Raw genomic sequence first — 16,809 nt, forward strand, 5'->3', positions numbered from 1 at the left:
GATCCGGGGCCTTTCCGCATCTGTCAGAATGAGTGATCGACACCCACCGACAGCTGCGTCATCGAAAACCCGATGCCGGCATTCCCGCCGGCGTGGCCCATCTCGTCGCCGCTCGAGATCGACGAATAGCGAGTGTCGCCGCGCCGGTCATCGTGGTGGATGTGGCGCGCCTGGACAAAGGCGGTGGTGCGATCGTTCAGCCGATAGTCGACCCGCGCCGCCAGGTCCATGAACGGGATGACGTCATGGCTGCGATCAAAGCGCAGGTCGCGCAGCCAGTGGCGGTCGGTTTCGCGCGGATCGATACCGACGCCGCCCCTGACGCGCCCGCTGACGGTCCAGTCGCCGAACTGGCGGTCGGCCTCGACCCCGGCGAACAGGCTGAGCTGCCGCTGGCGATAGCTCACGACCGCCAGCCCGTCGGGCAGATCCGCGCTGTAGTCGCGGAACCCGTCGAAGGAATAGACAAGGCTGCCGCCCCGCGCGTCCCATTCGACATCGTTGTATCGCAGGCCGCCATGCAGGTTCACCGTCGTCCCCACAGGACCGGGCAGGTCGCGCCCCACCGCAAGGTCGACATCGACATAGTGGTCCAGCCGCGTGTCCGGGTGCAGCGACCGGTGGCTCCAATCGTCAGTTCCCGAGAACAGCCAGTCGAAGTCCGACATGTAGGCCCCGTCGCCCAGGGACGTCGTCATGCTGCCGGTCAGCACCCAGCCGGCGGCCAGGTCGCGCCGGACCTGAACCGTGGCCATCGGCGCCTCGGCCGTCCAGGTCAGGTGGCTGCGCAGGCCGCGACTGTCAAAGATCTTCTCGTCAGCCTCGACATGGCCATAGCCGATGGACAGGCTGACGCGGCGATCCTGGGCGGCGGCCGGCTGGATGAACGTGGCCAGCGCCAGCACGGGAACGATTGAACGGACAATGAACGACATGAAGAAGTTTTCCAAGAAAGTGATGCGGTCACGGCCCGCGCATTCACTGGAGTCGGTCGGCTATCAATCGCGATCCTTGTCGCCGCGTCACTTCTTGTCGCGCGAGGGCTGTCGCGTCATCGTGGCGCCACACCTGGGAGGGAACACATGCTGCCACCGATCCTGCAGAACCTGCGCATCCCCGTCGTCGCATCGCCGATGTTCATCGTCTCGGGGCCGGATCTGGTCATCGCGCAGTGCAAGTCGGGCATCGTCGGCAGCTTTCCGGCCCTGAACGCGCGCGAGAAGGACGGTGAGCCGCCGCTTCTGGACGCTTGGCTGACCCGCATCGCCGAAGAGCTGGACCGCCACAACCAGGCGAACCCGGACCGACCTGCGGCGCCCTTTGCCGTGAACCAGATCGTCCACCGCAGCAACGCCCGGCTGGAGCGCGACATCGAGATTTGCCACCGGCACAAGGTGCCGATCTGGATCACCTCCCTGGGGGCGCGGGTCGAGGTGAACGAGGCCGCCCACGATTGCGGCGGCATCGCGCTGCACGACGTGATCAACAACACCTTTGCCCGGAAGGCCATCGAGAAGGGTGCCGACGGGCTGATCGCGGTGGCAGCCGGTGCCGGGGGCCATGCCGGCCCGCAATCGCCCTTCGCCCTGGTGCAGGAGATCCGCGACTGGTTCGAGGGCCCGCTGCTTCTGTCGGGCGCCATCGCCACTGGGCGCGCGATCCTGGCGGCGCAGGTAATGGGGGCGGACCTGGCCTATATCGGCAGCCCCTTCATCGCAACAAATGAGGCGAATGCCGACGCAGGATACAAGCAGATGATCGTCGAGTCGGGTGCGATGGACATCGTCACGTCGTCGCTGTTCACGGGCGTCTCGGGAAACTACCTGGCGCCCTCGATCCGCAATGCCGGGATGGACCCCGCCAACCTGGCCGAGGCCGATGCATCCTCGATGAACTTCGGCAGCGGATCGTCCAAGGCCAAGGCGTGGAGCCAGATCTGGGGCGCGGGCCAGGGCATCGGTGCGGTGCGTGGGATCGAGCCTGCGACCGATCGGATCGACCGGCTGGCGGAGGAATACCGCGCCGCGAAAGAGGCCGTTTCGCGCCGGTGACCTTTGCGGATCGGGCCGGGCGTTCCCATATAAGGGATCGAACGGCACCACATCCGTGGAGGAACACTTGGCCTATCAGAAAACACAGGACGCGGTCGACCGGCTGACGCCGGAGCAGTATCGCGTGACGCAAGAGAACGGCACCGAACGCGCCTTTACCGGCGAATACGACCATCACTTCGAACCCGGCATCTATGTCGACGTCGTGACGGGCGAACCGCTGTTCGTCAGCAGCACGAAGTACAATTCGGGCTGCGGTTGGCCGGCCTTCACCAAGCCGGTGGACGACATGGTGACCGAGCATCGCGACGTCAGCTTCGGCATGGTCAGGACGGAGGTTCGGTCGAAGCATGGCGACAGCCATTTGGGCCATGTCTTTCCCGACGGCCCGCCAGAGGCCGGTGGCCTGCGCTATTGCATCAATTCGGCAGCACTGCGTTTTGTCCCCAAGGGCAGGATGGAGGCCGAGGGTTACGGCGATTATGTTGCCCAAGTCGAGGAGGCTTCCCATGACTGAGCGCGCAGTTCTGGCGGGCGGTTGCTTCTGGGGGATGCAGGATCTGATCCGCAAGCTGCCCGGCGTCGTTTCGACCCGCGTCGGCTATACCGGCGGTGACGTGCCGAACGCGACCTATCGCAACCACGGCACCCATGCGGAGGGGATCGAGATCACCTTCGATCCGCAGATGATCAGCTATCGCCGCCTGCTGGAGTTCTTCTTCCAGATCCACGACCCAAGCACGCCAAACCGGCAGGGAAACGACGTCGGGCCCAGCTATCGGTCGGCCATCTACTATGTCGGCGACGAACAGAAGCGGGTCGCCGAGGACACGATCGCCGATGTCGACGCCTCGGGGATCTGGCCGGGCAAGGTGGTGACAGAGCTGGAGCCGGTGGGCGAGTTCTGGGAGGCCGAGCCAGAGCACCAGGATTACCTGGAGCGCTTCCCGAACGGCTATACCTGCCATTTCCCGCGGCCGAACTGGGTCCTGCCCAAGCGCGACGCGGCGGAATGACCGAAACGAAGGCGCCCCGAGAGGATCTCGGGGCGTTCTCTGCGTCCCGCGGTGGCCGGGGGCGCTTCGCCCCCCGGACCCCCCGAGGATATTTCAGGACCGAAGCCGGCCTTCGTCCCTCGTGGGCGGCCTGACGCGGAAGACGGCGCAGTAGAGCGCCGGCACGAAGACCAGCGTCACCAGCGTTCCCGCGATGATGCCGCCCATCATCGCATAGGCCATCGGCCCCCAGAAGACCTGCCGAGAGATCGGGATCAGCGCCAGCGAGGCGGCCGCCGCGGTCAGCAGGATCGGGCGGGCACGGCTGTCTGAGGCCTCGAACACGGCGTCCCATTGACTGCGGCCCTTGTGCAAGAGCTCCTGGATCTCGTGCACGAGGATGACCGAGTTGCGGATCAGGATTCCGATCAGCGCCAAGATCCCCAGGATCGCAACGAAGCCCATCGGCACGCCGAACGGCACGAGGACCGCCACCACGCCGATCAATCCGAGGGGGGCCGCGGCCAGCACGATCAGCGACAGCTGGAAGCTTTGCATCTGCGCCATCACAAGGACCGCCATGATCAGCAGCATCACCGGCACGACGGCCGCGATCGGTGCCTGGCTGTCGGCCGAGGTCTCGACAGAGCCGCCAACCTGTATCCGGACGGTTGAGGGAAGCGTGCTCTGGTATTCGGCCACGCTGTCGGCCAGGGCTGCCACCAGGGTGGCCGGCTGATCCGCGGTGGCGATGGCGGCCTTGACCGTCACCGTCGGCAGGCCGTTCCTTTGCATGATCAGCGGCTGTTCGGACCCGTATTCAAGCGTCACCAGCGCCGAAAGGGGCACGCTGCGCCCGTCGGCCAGGTTCAGTTGCAGATTGCGGATCGAGGCCAGCGACTGCCGGTCTGTGGCCTGGCCCCGCGCCACCACGTCGATCAGGAAGATGTCGTCCAGAAGCTGCGTCACCTGCGTACCGTTGAACAGGCTGGACAGCGCCTGCGCGATATCCGCGCTGGTCACGCCCAGCTGGCGCGCCTGGTCCTGGTCCACCACCAGGCGGACCATTCGGGCGGGTTCGTTCCAGTCGAGCGCAATGTCGCGCAGGCGCGGCTCATTGGCCATCAGCGTGGCCAAGCCGCGGGCGGCGTCGCGGGCGGCATCCGCATCCGGCGCGGTCACGCGGTACTGGACCGGCTTGCCGACGGGCGGTCCGATCTCGAGGTTCTTCACATAGATGTCGACGCCGGGGAACTCCTCGACCGCCAGCCGGTTCAGGCGGGCCTTGACCCGGTCGCGGGCAGCCAGGCTTGGCGTCTGGATGACGATCTGGCCCATATGGGGCCCGGCCGTCGGCACATCCATCGACAGCACGAACCGCGGCGCCCCCTGCCCCACGTAGGACGTCCAGAACAACACGTCCTCGTCATCGGCCAGCGTCGCCTCCAGGCGGTCCATGTCGGCGCGGGTGCGCGCGATCGAGGCGTTCTGGCGTTCGGCGATATCGACCAACACCTCGGTTCGGTCCGAGGTCGGGAAGAACTGCTGTTCGACGAACCGCATCCCCCAGACCGAGGTTGCGAAGATGGCGACGGTGATGGCGATGGTCAGCCATTTCATCCGCATCGCGGCGCGCAGCAGGCGGTGGAAGGCGCGGCGCAGGCGGCCGGGGCCGGCATGGTGCTGCGCCATCTTGGACGACAGGAAGGTGACCCCCAACAGCGGCGCGAACAGCACCGCCACGATCCAGGACACCACCAGCGACACCGCGATCACCACGAAGAGCGAGAAGGTGAACTCTCCCGCGGCCGAACTGTTCAGCCCGATGGGGATGAAGCCCGCGACAGTGACCAGCGTGCCCGTCAGCATCGGAAAGGCGATCGACGTCCACGCGTAGCTGGCGGCGTTTTCCAGCGTCTCGCCCACCTCGAGCCTGGATATCATCGTCTCGATCGCGATCATCGCGTCGTCCACCAGAAGGCCCAGGGCGATAATCAGCGCCCCCAGGGAGATGCGCTGAAGCGTGATGCCATAGATGTCCAGGATGACAAAGGTGATCGCCAGGCAGAGCGGGATCGTCAGCGTGACGACCAGCCCCGCCCGCAGGCCCAGGCTGATGAAGCTGACGATGAGGACGATGCCAACGGCCTCGGCCAAGGCCCGGACGAAGTGGCCCACGGCCTCCTCGACCACATGTGGCTGGTCGGCGAACTTGGCCATCTCGATGCCGATGGGCAGGTCGGCGGCGACGCGGGACATCAGGGCGTCCAGCTCCTCTCCGAACTCGAGGATGTTGCCGCCGTCGCGCATGCCGACCTGCAGGCCGATGGCCGGCTGGCCGTTGTATCGGAACAGCGACGTGGGCGGGTCCTGGTAGCCGCGGGTGACGGTTGCGACGTCGCCCAGGTTGAAGAACCGCTGGCCCACGCGAAGGTTCACGGCCTCGATTTCCTCGGCGTCGCCGAATTGGCCGCCCACACGGACCAGGATGCGTTCCGGACCCGCATGGATGACGCCCGAGGGCGCGATGGCGTTCTGCTGCGCCAGCGTCCCCACGACCTGCGACTGGTTCAGCCCCAGCGCAGCCAGCCGCGCAGCCGAGAATTCCAGGAAGATCTCCTCGGGCTGCTCTCCCAGAAGCTCGGTCTTGCCAGCCGCGTCCAGCGCCGACACCTGCCGCCGGATCGCCTCGACCCTGTCGCGCAACTCGCGCATGGTGAAGCCGTCAGCGGTAAACGCATAGATGTTGCCGAACACATCGCCGAAGTTGTCGTTGAACTGGAAACCCTGGAATTCGCGCGGGAAGTCTGGGCGGATGTCGGACATCATCTGGCGCACGCGCTTCCAGACCTCGGGCACGGCGGGGCCGCGGATGGTCGGGTCCAGTTCGACATAGACCACGGCCTGCCCCGGCATGGTGACCGAGCGGGTGAAATCCAGCTCGTCCAGCTCCTCCAGCTTGGTCTCGATGCGGGTGGTGACCTGGGTCAGGGTCTCGTCGATGGTCGCGCCCGGCAGGGCGGCGGCGATGATCATCGTCTTGATGGTGAAGTTCGGGTCTTCCTCGCGGCCCAGATTCAGGTAGCTGATGGTGCCCGCGACCATCGAGACGATCAGCAGGAACCAGACGAAGCTGCGATGGCGCAGCGCCCAGTCCGACAGGTTGAAGCGTTTCAAGGTTCCAGCCTCCGGCCAACGGCCTGACCGGGGGTCAGGGATCTCACTCCTCGGATGACGACCTCGTCGCCCGCCTGCAGTCCCGACATGATCGAGACGCGGCCACGAAAGGGCGCCGCGGCCTCGACCGGAACCTGCTCGACATTGGCGGCAGCGCCGTCGCGGCGGACGCGCCAGACGGCGCTGCCGGACCCGGCGGGCACCAAAGCCTCGGCGGGCAGCGACAGCGACGGCGCATCGGCCGTCCCCAGCCGCGCGCGGACCAGCGCCCCCAGGCGGAACGGCGCGTCGGCCGGCAGGTCCAGATGCAGGCGCCGCGTACGGGTGGCGCTGTCGGCGATGGGGTCGATGCGGTCGAGGACGGCCGTCACCTCGGCCTCGGGTTCGTTGCGGTGCCAGACGGCAAAGGTCGCGCCGGGCTGCAGGCCGACCAGCGACTGCGCGGGCAGGTCAAGGACGACCTCGGGCGTGTCCTCGGCCGACAGCTGCAGGACCGGCGCGCCCGCGTCCACGACCGCGCCCGGCGATTCGTAGACGGCGCTGATCACGCCGGCAAAGGGGGCCGTCATGCGGGCGAGCCCCTGCGCATCCTCGGCGCGCGCCAGTTCGGACCGGGCCTGCTCGACCGCGGCCGTGGCGGCGCTATTGGCCTGCTGCGCCTGTTCAAGCTGGGCGTCCGACGCGACGTTGCGCGCGGCCAGCGCCTCGGTCCGTTCCAGCGTGGCACGCGCGGTGCGGGCCTGGACCTCGGCCGCGTCCAGCGCCGCGCGGGCGGCACGGGTCGTGGCGGCCAGATCGTCGGTCGACAACCGGGCAAGCAGTTGCCCCTCGGCGACCTGATCGCCCAGATCGACCGGACGTTCGATCATCCGGCCAAGGGTCTGGAAGCCCAGCTGGACTTGGGTGCGCGCCTGCACGACGCCGGGGATCCAACGCTCCTCCGCGCTGCGATCCTCGACGATGACGCTGACCACGGGCCGGGGCGGCCCGGCGGGCTGCTGCGCCTCGGCGCCGCCGGTCAGCCAGTCGGGCAGGCTCAATGCGGTCGCGGGATCGGCGGTCAGGGCCAGCGCCACCGCCAACAGGAGATGTCTCATGGCAGGTCCTCCTGCACCGGTTCCACGCGGCGGCCGGGATAGAGAAGCTGCGAGCCTTCGCCCACCACCTGCTGCCCGTCCTCCAGCCCCTCGGCCACATAGATCGCGCCATCGACGAAATAGGCGATCCGGATCGGCGTCAGAGAGACGCGGCGGTCCTGCCCGACTGTCCAGACGGCGGGGCTGTCGCCCTGGCGCATCAGAGCATTCCAGGGAACGACGACGCCTTCGTCCAGCGTCAGCCGCAGATGCCCGCGAACCGAGGCACCCAGAAGCCCCGCGATCGGCTGCGGGTCGTCGATCAGCGCGCGCACCGTGACGGTGCCGGTCTGCGGATCGACCAGCGGAGAAACCTCGGTCACGGTGCCCGTCATGTCGGGCCGTTGGAGGTCCAGCAGCACCAGCCGTACCTCGCGGCCCAGGATCTCTCGCAGCAGCGGGTCGTCGGGGGCGTGGAAGACGGCCTCGACCCCGTCCGTCTCGGCCAGCGTCAGCGCCGGCTGAGCGGCGGCAACGACCTGGCCCGGCGCGATCGACTTGGCGGTCACGACCGCCTCGGCGGGCGCGCGCAGCACGGTATCCTCGACCGCACGGCGGGCCTGATCGACAGCCGCTTCCGCCCGCTCGAGCGCGCCTTGGGCCTGAGAGAACGCCTGTTCGGCCTGATCGGCCGATGCGCGCGTTCCGACGCCCCGATCCAGTAGCGCCAGCGCACGGTCGCGGGCCTGCCGCGCCTGCTCGACGCCCGCCTGCGCGGCGGCCAAGCCGGCCTGGGCCACGTTCAGCGCCTGGTCCTGCTGGACGGCATCCAACCGCGCCAGAGGCTGGCCCGGACCGACGTGGTCGCCCTCTTCGACAAGGACCTGCGTCACGCGGCCGCCCTGGCGGAAGCCGAGGTCCAGCGTGTCGACGGCCTCGATCTGGCCCGACAGTTGCAGGTCGATGGACAACGGCTGCGTCTCGGCCGTCACGACGCCTACGCGCAGATCGGGCGGTGCGGCCTGCTGCGCCATGGCAGGCAAGGCAAGGGCGGCGCAAATTGCCGCGACAGCAAATTTCAACATGAGGGCGACCTCGACATCAATACGGCATCTGTCTGCCGTTTCTCGTGGTTTTAAAACCCCCGTTCCCTGAGGTCACTGTGGCCTTTCGTCAAGATTTCGCGCCTGCCCGGCGTTCGCCGCTTCGAAAAGGGGGCCAGCCGCGACACATCGCCCCTGTCGTTCCGAAGCAGCGCAAAACGTCGCCGGTGACTCTACCGCCGCCTGCATAAGGATTGCTCTGAAATTGTCGGGCAGCCATCTGCGACCCAAGCCACGGGTCGCCCGGCGCAAGGTTCTCATGCAGGCGAGTTTTTTTAACACGCTTGCTGAGGTCTTCGGTGTCCCGGACGCTCCAATCTCGCAAATCCCCACCCCATTCCTGACGTCCAGAACAGCGTCATGGGGACGACCGGCGGAATGCCGACGCGCCCCGCCCCTGTGGCAGGCGACAGGCGGCGCATGCCCTGTGATCCGATCATCCCCCGGCTCCCTCTTGACGGCATGCGATCAGCCGGGTCACCTGCCCGGAAGAGGGGCCCGATGCTGTACAAGATCACCGATTGGAACGACGCCTATGCCAATGGCGCCCATATTCCCGGCGCGGACGGATATGTCCGACGCTGGACCGACGATGCCGCGACGTTCCGCGACGCCCATCCGCCGCAGCCCTTGGGTCGCGGGCACCTGTTCCTGCCCGAAGGCCAGCCGCAAGGGCTGATGGTCTTCATCCATGGCGGCTATTGGATGCGGTTCGACCCCTCCGCCTTCTCGCATCTGGCGGCCGGCGCGCTGCGGGCGGGCTGGGCCTGCGCCATGCCCGCCTATACGCTTGCCCCACAGGCCCGGATCGCCGCCATGACGGCCGAGGTGGCTGGCGCCGTGGCGGATGCCGCCGCCCGCGTTCCGGGGCCGATCGCGCTGACCGGCCACTCCGCAGGCGGTCATCTGGCCACGCGGATGGTCTGCGCGGGCGTGCTGCCCGATGACGTGGCCGCGCGGGTCACGGCTTGCGTGCCGATCTCTCCGCTGGCCGACCTGCGGCCGCTGATGCGGACGGCAATGAACGACACGCTGCACCTCGATGCGTCCGAGGCCTGGGCGGAAAGCCCGGCGCTGCAGGAACCGCGGCCGGGCATCCCCGTCACCACCTGGGTCGGCGGCATGGAGCGCCCCGAATTCATCCGCCAGGCCCGGCTTCTGGCCGACATCTGGGCGGGGCTTGGGGCTGAAACCGAATGCGTGGTCGATCCGGGCCTGCACCACTTCAACGTCATCGACGCCCTCGCCCGCCCGGACAGCCCCCTGATGCGCCGCCTGCTGGATCAGGGCTTGCGGCAGGACGGCTGACATGCTGTGCACGCCGCGACATCATCGGAGGAACGCATGAAGGTCTTTACCCTTGTCGTCGAACTGGGCCGCAGATCCGGCGACGGGCTTCCCGACGGCGCGACCGGCGCGGGGCTGGTCTGCTATGCCCCCGGCCAGGACGAGGCCGAGGCGGTCCGAGAGACCGTCGCCATCCTCAAGCAGGCCGAGATGGCGCCCCTGGACGTCACCGGCTATGGCACGCTGGAGGAACGCCTTGAGGAAGGTCACGAGATCGACGACGACGAACGTGCGCTGATGGATCGCGCGCTGGAGGAGAACGCCGTCATCATCGCGCAGATGACGCCCTATTTCGCAGACGAGGCGTCGCAGGACGACCCCCGCCACTGACGCGCCCTATCCAAACGGTGCGCGAATGGCTAGACTTAACCAAAAAACGAAAATCGAGCGAACAAGACAGGCGATCCCCATGAGCTTTCCCAAGATCCTGATGTCCACCGCGCTGATCGGCGCGCTTGCGGCTTGCGGCGCGCCGATGTCGCGCATGCCGGTGTCTGGCCCCGCCGCGGCCCCCGTCACCCCGGCCGCCATTCCGCCCGCGTCCCCCGGCGACGAGGCTGGCCTGCAGCGCTTCGTGCAGTCGTTCCGCAGCCGGGCGCTGTCCTCGGGCGTGTCGGCGGCGACCTATGACAACGCCATGCGGCTGGCGCGCTACAATCCCGACGTGATCCGCCTGGACCGCAAGCAGGCTGAATTCTCGCGCCCGGTGTGGCTCTATCTGGACAGCGCGGTGTCCGACAGCCGGATCGAGACGGGGCGCCAGAAGAACGCCCAGCTGTCGCGCACGCTGTCCGCGATCGAGGGCCGCTATGGCGTCCCGCGCGAGATCGTGCTGGCCGTCTGGGGGATGGAGTCGAACTTCGGCGCCAACCGCGGCAAGATGCAGATCATCCCGTCGCTGACGACGCTCGCCTATGACGGCCGCCGCGGAGAGATGTTCCAGAACCAGCTGATCGCCGCCCTGCGCATCCTGCAGGCGGGCGACACCGATCCCGAACACATGCTGGGCAGCTGGGCCGGCGCGATGGGCCACACGCAGTTCATGCCGACGTCCTACCTGGAATACGCCGTTGACTTCACCGGCGACGGCCGCCGCGACATCTGGTCCGAGGATCCGACCGACGCGCTGGCATCCACCGCCGCCTACCTGGCACGGAACGGCTGGCAGGCCGGTCAGCCCTGGGGTGCCGAGGTCCAGCTGCCCGCCAACTTCAACATGAGCCTGATCGGCAAAGGCACGCGGCGCAGCGACTGGTCGTCGCTCGGCGTGCGCCGCATCGGCGGTGGGGCGATGCCCGGCGGCAGCGGCTCGATCATCATGCCGGCCGGCGCGCGGGGACCGGCCTTCTTCATCGGCGACAACTTCCGGTCGATCCTGCGCTACAACAACTCGGACAACTACGCGCTTGGCGTGGCCTTCCTGGGCGAACGCATCGCCGGGCGCTCCGGCATTCAAGGATCCTGGCCGCGCAACGACCGCCCCCTGTCCACCTCCGAGCGCGAGGAGATCCAGGTCCGCCTGCGCCAGCGCGGCTTCTATGACGGAGAGATCGACGGCCTCTTCGGGTCGGGCACGATGGAGGCCGTGGCGGCCTTCCAGCGGTCCATCGGGGCGACGCCCGACGGCTATCCGACCTCGATCCTGCTGGGCCAGCTGCGCGGGTGACCGGCACCGCCCCCGGTCCCGCCCCGGCGGGGCCGTTTTCCCAAGCCGAGCGTGACGCCGTCTATCGCGCCATCCGCCTGCGCCGCGACGTGCGGGGCCAGTTCCGGCCCGACCCAATCGATCCGGCCATCCTGCGCCGTCTTCTTCAGGCGGCGCATGATGCGCCCTCGGTCGGGCTGTCGCAGCCCTGGAATTTTGTCCTGATCCGCGACCCGGCGCAGAAGCGCCGCCTGCACGATGCCTTCCGCGCCGCGAATACCGAAGCGGCTGATCGATTCCCCGACCGCAAGGCGCTCTATTCATCGCTGAAGCTCGAGGGGATCCTGGAAAGCCCGGTGAATCTCTGCATCACCTGCGACCGCAGCCGGGGCGGGGCGCATGTGCTGGGACGTACGCATGATCCGGCGACCGACCTCTATTCCACCGTCTGCGCGGTCCAGAACCTGTGGCTGGCCGCCCGGGCCGAGGGGATCGGCGTGGGCTGGGTCAGCATCTTCCGCCACGACGACCTGCGAGCAGCGTTGGACCTGCCTGACCATGTCGTTCCGGTCGCCTATCTGTGTCTGGGCCACGTGACCGAGCTTTACGAGGAACCCGAGTTGCAGGCCCGCGGCTGGGGCCGCCGCGCACCGCTGGACGACCTGATTTTCGAGGACGCCTGGGGACAGGTGCCGCGCGACGGCATCTGAGGGTTCAGCAAGCTCCGGGCGCGCTATCAGTGTCTCGGCCTCCCAACCGGGTCTGCGGTTTCATCAGCTCGACGACCGGATTAGGCCGCCGCATCCAGATGATCAGCGACGACAGCCCGATGGCCTGAGTCCTCAACTGGCGTCGTGGTATGCTGGGGCTCGGCAACTTGCATGAACTGTCGTTGCCGCAAGAGCCGCGGCGCGTCCGCGATGGCTGCTGGAGAGCCAGCAGATGCGCCTCCGGTCCCGCAGCCCTCTACCTGCTAGAGCGTGTTGCGGTTTTCCCGCTTCAGGATACCTCTGTGGCTCGATCCGTGGTTCCCTGCCTGCATGACAGGCGGAGGGATGATATGGGCAGTCCACATCCCATGGCACTCCGACAGCGCGGTGTGGCGCTCGTGGAGGATGGGAACTCGCACCGTTCGGCCGCTGCGCGGTTCCGGGTTTCGGTGAGGCTCGTCAACGACATGGTGATCCTGAAGCGCGGGACGGGCGGGTTGGCTCCGAAGGCCATGGCGGCGGTCATGGCAAATGGGTTGGTGTGGGGACTGGATCACCGCGCGAAAGCCCGATCTGACCCCGAACGACCTGGTCGGGAACTTGCAGATCATCGCGGCATCGCCATTCACCGTGTCTCGGTCTGGAGGTTTTCGCGCGGTCTCGGGCTGACCCCCGAAAAAGACCTGCAAGCCCTCGAGCAGAAGCGGCCTGAGATCCGGCAGGCCATATCTGCATCACGCGACGCCAACCGTTCATGCGCAGCGCGCTGACGCGCCTCGGCTTCATCGACGAGACGTCGCCGAAGACGAACATGGCCAGGACCACCGGATGGCCATCCAAAAGGCGCGCCTTGTCGACCATGCGCCCTTCGGCCACTGCAACACCCGGACCTTCATCGCCGCCCTCCGCCATGACCGGCTGGATGCGCTCCGGGGGTGACTGGCGGTGCCATGAACCGCGAACTGTCCGAGCTTCATGGAGAAACCCGACTGGCCCCGACACTGCGACCCGGCGATGTGATCATTCCGGATGACCTGTCATCGCACAAGAGCCGCAAGGCCGCGACGACCATGAGCACCGCTGGCGCGTGGTTCTAGGTCTTGCCTCTCTGTAGCCCGGATCTTGACCCTATCGAGATCCCTCGGGCGTCCACGCCCTCAGATCCGCAAAGCTCAAGGCCCTGATCCGAAGAGCCGCCGCGTGAACCTGCGAGGCTCTCTGGCACGCTGCCAGGCAGGGCTGCGATCTTCTCACCGACGAGGAATGCTGCGATTTCCTCAGAGCCGACGGATATGAAGCCGGTGAGACGCGACGCGCTCTAGTCCAGCGCCTGGATCCACCGGCAGAAATGCGCGATCGCGCGCGGGTGGCGCAGATAGTCGCCGACCAGCATCATCCGCCACTCCTGCCCTTCGTCACCGAAGCGGATGCCCGCGATGTCGTCGCCGCTCAGCGTCCCACGAAACAGCCACGAGACCATGCCGGGCGCCGCATGAGACGGGAAGGGCCGGCCCGACAGCCGAGAGGGCGGCAGGTCCAGGCCGAATTCCTCGGCCAGCTCGCGGCGGGCGCAGTCGACGGGTGATTCGCGGCCTTCCCGGCCGCCGCCGGGCAGGTCCCAATGTGCGGGGAACGGAAGGTCCGGCCGGTCGTCGCGCAGATAGACCAGCATCATGTCGCCCCGCGTCAGCAGCAGTTTGGCCCCGTGGAAGGCAGTCATTCCGCCGCGATGCGTTCGCCGGACCGGTCGATGTCCAGCGTGGCAAGCCGCGCGACCACCCGCGCCATGCGGTCCGCGAACTTCGGAAAATCGGGACGCAGCGTGATGCTCGCTTCTTCCATGTAGAGCGAGCGGTCGATCTCGAGTTGGACGACATGGACGTTCTGCGCCGGACGGCCATAGGCCGCGCAGATATAGGCGCCCGAGAAAGGTGAGTTCCGCCGGATGCGCCAGCCTTCGCCCTCGACGGCTGCGCAGACCGCGTCCGAGATGCGGGCTGCCGCGGACAGCCCGTGCCGGTTACCCAGAACCATGTCTGGCGGCGTGCCCTGCAAATGCGACAGCGCATCATGCGGCATCGAGTGCATGTCGATCAGGATCGCCTGTCCAAATCGGGCACGGGCTTCGGCGATCAGGCCGGACAGCGCTTGGTGATAGGGCCGCCAGCACATCTCAATCCGCCGTTCGGCCGCCGCCCGCTCCATCGGCCTGTCGTGGATCACCCGACCCTGCGACACGACACGGGGAATCACCCCCAGCCCGGCCAGGGTGCGCTGGTTCAGCGGGTGGCGCGGCACGCCGCGGACGACCAGGGGGTCGATCTCGTCTGTGCCGCGGTTCAGGTCGACGATGCAGCGCGGCACGCGCGAGGCCAGCGTGACCGCGCCGCTGGCCACGGCGGGCGCGATCAGGCGGTCGATGAACGCATCTTCGGACGACCGCAGGACGGGGATCGGTAGCGTGGTTTCGGCCAGAAACCATTCGGGATATTCGCAACCGGAGTGGGGAGACGCGAAGATCACCCCGCTTTGCCAGCTGTCGGGACGGGTCAGGACATAGGGCAGGTCGGGCTGGGACAAGTTCAGACCTCGGCATGCGGGGGCACGGCCCATATAAACCTGAAAAATACCCCGCCGATAGGTCTTGAATCCCCCGGGCACCCCCGTTATAGGAACGCGAACCACGGGGTGACGGAACGGTTTCCGCAGGAAATCGCGACGGAATCACGAGGGGAGGGCGGTTAGCTCAGCGGTAGAGCACTACGTTGACATCGTAGTGGCCACTGGTTCGATCCCAGTACCGCCCACCATTCTTTCGCCGCCCCCGGCCAGTGTCGGGGGCATTCGTTTTCCTGGCGGCAGCGCAGCGCCGCGACGATGGAGAAGACCGATGAAGGTTCGCAACTCGCTCCGCTCGCTCAAGAGCCGGCACCGCGACTGCCAGGTCGTGCGCCGCAAGGGCCGCATCTACGTGATCAACAAGACCAACCGCCGCTTCAAGGCCCGCCAGGGCTGAACGGCATCGGCTTGACCGGGACACCGGCAGGTCACGAAAGACGAAACGACCCGCCTGTTCCGGCGGGTTTTTTCATGTCCGGACGATATTAACGCAGACTTAAGATTTCGGTTCGCGGTGACGTGCCGCTGCGGTAACCTGAAGCTCTGCCGGCAACGGGCCGACGGGTGGCGGGATGCGGGACTATGCTGATTCTGGGCGGTCTTCTTGGTGTGCTGGTGGCGGGGCTGATGGTCGACGTCGGTGGCCTGAGCACGGCCCGCGATGACGATGACGATGATGTCCCCGACGCCGATGGCGATGTCGCCGGAGAGGGCGAGGACACCCCTGGCGACGGCGCGATGATTCTGCCACTCCCCGAGGACGAGGATCCGCTGCCCCCCGAGGAAGACCCTCTCCCGCCCGATGAAGTGCCTGCGCCACCGGTCGATGACCCAGAACCCCCGGCAGAGCCCGCGCTTCCCGCTGAGCCTGCGCAAGACACGCTCACAGGTGGCGGCGACGCGACTGGCCGGCCGGCGGTCCCCGTGGGCCAAGATATCACCGGCGGCGACGGCAACGACAATCTTGCGGGCCAGCTGGGCGACGACAGCCTGGCGGGCGGCGCCGGGAACGACTGGCTCCAGGGGGATGCGGCCTATGGCGAGGGCGGCGACGACATCCTCTATGGGGGCTCTGGCGACGACCTTCTGGCGGGGCAGGGCGGCGCCGATCTGCTGTTCGGGGACGACGGCGACGATACCCTGATGGGTGGCGAGGGTGACGATACGCTCTATGGCGGTGCGGGCGACGATATCCTGGCGGGGCACGACGGCGACGATCTTCTGGTCTCGACCGGCGGCACGGACGACCTGGATGGCGGGCGGGGGAACGACATCCTGATCGGCCATGACGGGCCCGAGACCGTCTGGATGAACGGTGGCGATGGCGACGACACGCTGATGCCCGGCGCGCATGATTTCGCCTCGGGCAACGAGGGTGCCGACCGGTTCGAGCTGCGCCCATCGACCGAGGGTTTTCCCGTCATCGCCGATTTCGACGCGACGCAGGACCAGCTGGTGCTGCATGTCGATGCCGGCATCGCTCAGGACGCCCGGCTGGCACTGCGCGAGGACGCTGACGGCACGTTCCTGCTGGAGCTGAACGGCAGCCCGGTCGGCCGCCTGCTGACGCCGGGGGGCCTGCGGGTCGACGATGTGCTTCTGGTGGCCGTGAACGCCTGAAGGGGCTTTTCATTCGCCGGCGATTCCGCTATGGGCGCCCATCCGTCGGGCCACCGGGTTCTGCGGCATTTCCGGGCCTGTGCTGGACGACATCCCGGCCTGCGCCATCACCTCAATCCGAAAGGAGATCACGATGTCGATCACTGTTGAAGAAAAAGCCCGCGTCATCAAGGAATTCGGCACCAAGGAAGGCGATACCGGTTCGCCCGAGGTGCAGGTTGCGATCCTGACCTCGCGTATCACCACCCTGACCGAGCACTTCAAGTCGCACAAGAAGGACAACCACTCGCGTCGTGGTCTGCTGATGATGGTCGCGCAGCGCCGCAAGCTGCTGGACTATCTGAAAGCCAAGGATCAGGCTCGTTACACTTCGCTGATCGGCAGGCTGGGCATCCGCCGCTGAGGCCTTGGCCTTTCGCGACAGGACAGGAAACGCCCGCGGCCCCGCCGCGGGCGTTTTCCGATT

The 16,809-nt window shown here is 67.4% G+C and carries 18 protein-coding genes and 1 tRNA gene; 13 read left to right on the forward strand and 6 right to left on the reverse strand.

Features of this window, described 5'->3' with window-relative positions; all coding sequences use genetic code 11:
* Positions 1-23 precede the first annotated feature (23 nt).
* Complete coding sequence (locus tag OC184_RS00210; RefSeq protein ID WP_265505121.1) at positions 24-935, reverse strand: omptin family outer membrane protease; 912 nt, start codon at positions 933-935, stop codon at positions 24-26.
* A gap of 147 nt (positions 936-1,082) precedes the next feature.
* Between OC184_RS00210 and OC184_RS00215 the strand changes: the two genes are divergently transcribed.
* The 3 genes from OC184_RS00215 (at position 1,083) to msrA (ending at position 3,067) form a co-directional block, all read left to right on the forward strand.
* Complete coding sequence (locus OC184_RS00215) at positions 1,083-2,051, forward strand: NAD(P)H-dependent flavin oxidoreductase (RefSeq protein ID WP_265505122.1); 969 nt, start codon at positions 1,083-1,085, stop codon at positions 2,049-2,051.
* A gap of 67 nt (positions 2,052-2,118) precedes the next feature.
* Positions 2,119-2,568 carry a peptide-methionine (R)-S-oxide reductase MsrB gene (gene msrB / locus OC184_RS00220; protein WP_265505123.1) on the forward strand — a complete coding sequence of 150 codons (450 nt, stop codon included), beginning with the start codon at positions 2,119-2,121 and terminating at the stop codon, positions 2,566-2,568.
* Positions 2,561-3,067, forward strand: coding sequence for a peptide-methionine (S)-S-oxide reductase MsrA (gene msrA / locus OC184_RS00225; protein ID WP_265505124.1), 507 nt, complete (start codon positions 2,561-2,563; stop codon positions 3,065-3,067). The genes msrB and msrA overlap by 8 nt, the downstream gene beginning before the upstream one ends.
* Positions 3,068-3,160: 93 nt before the next feature.
* Here the strand turns inward: msrA and OC184_RS00230 are convergent, their stop codons facing one another.
* The 3 genes from OC184_RS00230 to OC184_RS00240 are packed head-to-tail and all read right to left on the reverse strand — an operon-like array spanning position 3,161 to position 8,384.
* Positions 3,161-6,223, reverse strand: a complete 3,063-nt coding sequence (locus OC184_RS00230) for an efflux RND transporter permease subunit (protein WP_265505125.1) — start codon at positions 6,221-6,223, stop codon at positions 3,161-3,163.
* A complete protein-coding gene (locus OC184_RS00235; protein ID WP_265505126.1) occupies positions 6,220-7,320 on the reverse strand; it encodes an efflux RND transporter periplasmic adaptor subunit in 1,101 nt (366 codons plus the stop codon). The genes OC184_RS00230 and OC184_RS00235 overlap by 4 nt, the downstream gene beginning before the upstream one ends.
* Positions 7,317-8,384 carry an efflux RND transporter periplasmic adaptor subunit gene (locus OC184_RS00240; RefSeq protein WP_265505128.1) on the reverse strand — a complete coding sequence of 356 codons (1,068 nt, stop codon included), beginning with the start codon at positions 8,382-8,384 and terminating at the stop codon, positions 7,317-7,319. Before OC184_RS00240 ends, OC184_RS00235 begins: the two co-directional genes overlap by 4 nt.
* Before the next feature lie 519 nt (positions 8,385-8,903).
* Here OC184_RS00240 and OC184_RS00245 point away from each other — a divergent pair.
* From OC184_RS00245 to OC184_RS00270, 6 genes are all read left to right on the forward strand, one after another.
* Complete coding sequence (locus OC184_RS00245) at positions 8,904-9,710, forward strand: alpha/beta hydrolase (RefSeq protein WP_265505129.1); 807 nt, start codon at positions 8,904-8,906, stop codon at positions 9,708-9,710.
* 36 nt (positions 9,711-9,746) lie between these two features.
* Positions 9,747-10,079, forward strand: a complete 333-nt coding sequence (locus tag OC184_RS00250; RefSeq protein ID WP_265505130.1) for a hypothetical protein — start codon at positions 9,747-9,749, stop codon at positions 10,077-10,079.
* 79 nt (positions 10,080-10,158) lie between these two features.
* Positions 10,159-11,415 carry a lytic murein transglycosylase gene (locus OC184_RS00255; RefSeq protein WP_265505131.1) on the forward strand — a complete coding sequence of 419 codons (1,257 nt, stop codon included), beginning with the start codon at positions 10,159-10,161 and terminating at the stop codon, positions 11,413-11,415.
* The gene (bluB, locus tag OC184_RS00260; protein WP_265505132.1) at positions 11,412-12,104 is read left to right on the forward strand and encodes a 5,6-dimethylbenzimidazole synthase; all 693 of its coding nucleotides are present in this window, start codon (positions 11,412-11,414) and stop codon (positions 12,102-12,104) included. The genes OC184_RS00255 and bluB overlap by 4 nt, the downstream gene beginning before the upstream one ends.
* Positions 12,105-12,571: 467 nt before the next feature.
* Positions 12,572-12,874 carry a hypothetical protein gene (locus OC184_RS00265; protein ID WP_265505117.1) on the forward strand — a complete coding sequence of 101 codons (303 nt, stop codon included), beginning with the start codon at positions 12,572-12,574 and terminating at the stop codon, positions 12,872-12,874.
* A 180-nt stretch (positions 12,875-13,054) separates the two neighbouring features.
* A complete protein-coding gene (locus OC184_RS00270) occupies positions 13,055-13,201 on the forward strand; it encodes a hypothetical protein (protein WP_265505115.1) in 147 nt (48 codons plus the stop codon).
* Between the two features lie 221 nt (positions 13,202-13,422).
* Here OC184_RS00270 and OC184_RS00275 read toward each other — a convergent pair whose 3' ends face one another.
* Together OC184_RS00275 and OC184_RS00280 are read right to left on the reverse strand one after the other, a co-directional pair.
* Positions 13,423-13,824, reverse strand: a complete 402-nt coding sequence (locus OC184_RS00275; protein WP_265505133.1) for an NUDIX hydrolase — start codon at positions 13,822-13,824, stop codon at positions 13,423-13,425.
* A complete protein-coding gene (locus tag OC184_RS00280) occupies positions 13,821-14,684 on the reverse strand; it encodes an N-formylglutamate amidohydrolase (RefSeq protein ID WP_265505134.1) in 864 nt (287 codons plus the stop codon). The genes OC184_RS00275 and OC184_RS00280 overlap by 4 nt, the downstream gene beginning before the upstream one ends.
* 155 nt (positions 14,685-14,839) lie before the next feature.
* Here OC184_RS00280 and OC184_RS00285 point away from each other — a divergent pair.
* The 4 genes from OC184_RS00285 (at position 14,840) to rpsO (ending at position 16,746) form a co-directional block, all read left to right on the forward strand.
* Positions 14,840-14,914, forward strand: a tRNA-Val gene (locus tag OC184_RS00285).
* 80 nt (positions 14,915-14,994) lie between these two features.
* Positions 14,995-15,120 (forward strand): type B 50S ribosomal protein L36, encoded by a 126-nt coding sequence (ykgO, locus tag OC184_RS00290; RefSeq protein ID WP_042245282.1) that lies wholly within the window; start codon positions 14,995-14,997, stop codon positions 15,118-15,120.
* A gap of 185 nt (positions 15,121-15,305) precedes the next feature.
* On the forward strand, positions 15,306-16,343 hold the full coding sequence (locus OC184_RS00295; RefSeq protein ID WP_265505136.1) for a calcium-binding protein: 1,038 nt from the start codon (positions 15,306-15,308) through the stop codon (positions 16,341-16,343).
* 133 nt (positions 16,344-16,476) lie between these two features.
* Entirely contained in the window at positions 16,477-16,746 is a 270-nt protein-coding gene (rpsO, locus tag OC184_RS00300; protein ID WP_265505332.1) for a 30S ribosomal protein S15, read from the forward strand.
* The last annotated feature ends 63 nt before the right edge of the window (positions 16,747-16,809 follow it).

Source organism: Paracoccus rhizosphaerae, assembly GCF_026162645.1.
In the GTDB taxonomy this organism is placed as follows: Bacteria; Pseudomonadota; Alphaproteobacteria; order Rhodobacterales; family Rhodobacteraceae; genus Paracoccus; species Paracoccus rhizosphaerae.

What these genes read in the sequence shown, in the direction of transcription:
- OC184_RS00210 (WP_265505121.1), bottom strand. Translation starts at nt 935, where the DNA reads ATGTCGTTCATTGTCCGTTCAATCGTTCCCGTGCTGGCGCTGGCCACG.
- OC184_RS00235 (WP_265505126.1), bottom strand. Translation starts at nt 7,320, where the DNA reads ATGAGACATCTCCTGTTGGCGGTGGCGCTGGCCCTGACCGCCGATCCC.
- OC184_RS00240 (WP_265505128.1), bottom strand. Translation starts at nt 8,384, where the DNA reads ATGTTGAAATTTGCTGTCGCGGCAATTTGCGCCGCCCTTGCCTTGCCT.
- OC184_RS00275 (WP_265505133.1), bottom strand. Translation starts at nt 13,824, where the DNA reads ATGACTGCCTTCCACGGGGCCAAACTGCTGCTGACGCGGGGCGACATG.
- OC184_RS00215 (WP_265505122.1), top strand. Translation starts at nt 1,083, where the DNA reads ATGCTGCCACCGATCCTGCAGAACCTGCGCATCCCCGTCGTCGCATCG.
- OC184_RS00265 (WP_265505117.1), top strand. Translation starts at nt 12,572, where the DNA reads ATGGTGATCCTGAAGCGCGGGACGGGCGGGTTGGCTCCGAAGGCCATG.
- OC184_RS00250 (WP_265505130.1), top strand. Translation starts at nt 9,747, where the DNA reads ATGAAGGTCTTTACCCTTGTCGTCGAACTGGGCCGCAGATCCGGCGAC.
- OC184_RS00295 (WP_265505136.1), top strand. Translation starts at nt 15,306, where the DNA reads ATGCTGATTCTGGGCGGTCTTCTTGGTGTGCTGGTGGCGGGGCTGATG.
- OC184_RS00255 (WP_265505131.1), top strand. Translation starts at nt 10,159, where the DNA reads ATGAGCTTTCCCAAGATCCTGATGTCCACCGCGCTGATCGGCGCGCTT.
- OC184_RS00270 (WP_265505115.1), top strand. Translation starts at nt 13,055, where the DNA reads ATGAACCGCGAACTGTCCGAGCTTCATGGAGAAACCCGACTGGCCCCG.
- msrA (WP_265505124.1), top strand. Translation starts at nt 2,561, where the DNA reads ATGACTGAGCGCGCAGTTCTGGCGGGCGGTTGCTTCTGGGGGATGCAG.
- OC184_RS00245 (WP_265505129.1), top strand. Translation starts at nt 8,904, where the DNA reads ATGCTGTACAAGATCACCGATTGGAACGACGCCTATGCCAATGGCGCC.
- ykgO (WP_042245282.1), top strand. Translation starts at nt 14,995, where the DNA reads ATGAAGGTTCGCAACTCGCTCCGCTCGCTCAAGAGCCGGCACCGCGAC.
- rpsO (WP_265505332.1), top strand. Translation starts at nt 16,477, where the DNA reads ATGTCGATCACTGTTGAAGAAAAAGCCCGCGTCATCAAGGAATTCGGC.